Origin of the sequence: Carnobacterium sp. (assembly GCF_049673005.1) — a bacterium.
In the GTDB taxonomy this organism is placed as follows: Bacteria; Bacillota; Bacilli; order Lactobacillales; family Carnobacteriaceae; genus Carnobacterium_A.
Map to the genome: position 1 here is coordinate 1 of NZ_JBATXB010000094.1, position 1,832 is coordinate 1,832.

Below are 1,832 nucleotides of genomic sequence, written 5' to 3' on the forward strand. Positions count from 1 at the left end.
CAAAACCATAAAAATTATGGAATGAATAACCAGCAGCATTTTGTTGCCATCCCGGAATAGCAACATATTCTTGAGCAGCATCGCCCTCACCAATACTAACGGTTTTGGCCGCAATATCAGCATTCACTTTGGTTGAAGTCTTGGCAAGAACATTGCGTACATCACGCCACGTCAAATCTGGGTTTGCACTCATGATCACGGCGACTGCACCTGAAGTATTTGGTGCAGCTGAAGATGTACCGTTCATTGTCGAAGTGTAATCACAATTTGAGTTTAAAGGATGTAACCCACCGTGGAACGGTGTGCTTGGGCGATCTTCTGCAATCGCAGATCCATTTTCACAACCTACACGGTCTGTTGTTACAATCGCTGGATTAACTTCACCATATTCGCCACCTGGAGCAGTGACAAAAATATTAGACCCTACAGATGAATAGCTCGATAACACGCCTTTAGCATTAATTGCACTAACGACTAAGTTGTAGACGTTTGCATTATCACTGGACATGTTTGAGTTATGGAAAGGCAATCCATGGTTAGCAGGGTTTTCAGCTGTGGCAGAAAAGTAATCTCCTGGAAGCCAGAAGGTACTGAAACGATAGTAGTCATAACCATTACCAGCCGATTTAACGAAGATACTGCCTTTACCATCAAAGCTTTGAGTCGTCACATCGCGGTATACTTCAGATTCATCCTCTTCAAAACCGTGCGGGAAAGGCACGCTGTAACCATAGCTTTGGTTAAAAACACGGGCACTATCGCTGTAGGCACTAGCACCATGTGATTTTGTAAAGTTTTCAAATGTTTGAACATTTGTAACTTTACCTGTAGGATCGGAATCTAAGAAGTTAAAACCAATTAGTTGTGCCTTTGGGGCGACACCACGACCACCAATACCGTTCCAACCTTCTGCTGCGATAATCCCGCCAACTGCAGTACCGTGACCTGATTCACCAGAAAAAGGAGTTGGGTCAACTGAACCCGTGATCAAATTGTAAGATCCTCCCTTAACAGTATTGTTCACTAAATCGGGATGAGAAATTTCCAAGCCATCATCCACAACGGCAACTGTGATGCCTTGACCCATAACTTGCTTTGAAATTGCGTCACTGACATTCATGTCTTCGCCAGCAATACCACGATTCAGTGCAAAAGAATTCTGCCCCGTGTTTTTCAGATGCCATTGATAAGCATATAAGGGATCGCCATTTTTGATATGAATTGTTAATGTACCCTCAGCTTGATACTGACCGTCAGATACTTTAAATCTGACAACATCAGTGCCTTCACTGGCATTGGAAGCATAAGTAAATTCACCGGTACTTTTATTAACTAAAGTCAAAGTACCTAGTTTTAAATCAGTTGGATCAACTAAAGAGTAAGTCAAACCACCTTCGGCATCAGTCGCATCTAATTTGCCTGTGAATAATAGAGACTGCGACACATCAATGGTCATATCGGCAGTTGTTGGTGCTGTGTTGACCTTAGCGACTGGCTGTGGAGCCTTTTTGTCACTTCCACAACCTGCCAATAAGGCGGCCGTGATGCTTAATGCAACAATGGACATACGCATGGATAGACATTCCTTCTTGTCATTACATCTTATAATTTAATATTGGATAGCTAGAATTCACTCGCCTTTATCCGCATTAAATACTGTTATTTTAATTATTATTGAACCACCAAAAACCAACATTAGCATTTAATGGTGATACATCTTTTAACATATGGGTAATAAGAATGAAAACAACAATAAACAGAACGGTAGATTGAATGTAAATTTTCTAGTTATATCTCCAGTAATAATAGACTTAAGAAACTGAGTCATCACC

The 1,832-nt window shown here is 41.2% G+C and carries 1 protein-coding gene; it reads right to left on the reverse strand.

Annotation, left to right across the window (positions count from 1 at the left end; genetic code table 11):
- Positions 1–1,573: S8 family serine peptidase (locus tag WBF61_RS07155; protein ID WP_424255195.1), on the reverse strand; the 1,573-nt coding region annotated here is incomplete at its 3' end.
- Positions 1,574–1,832: the final 259 nt, after the last annotated feature.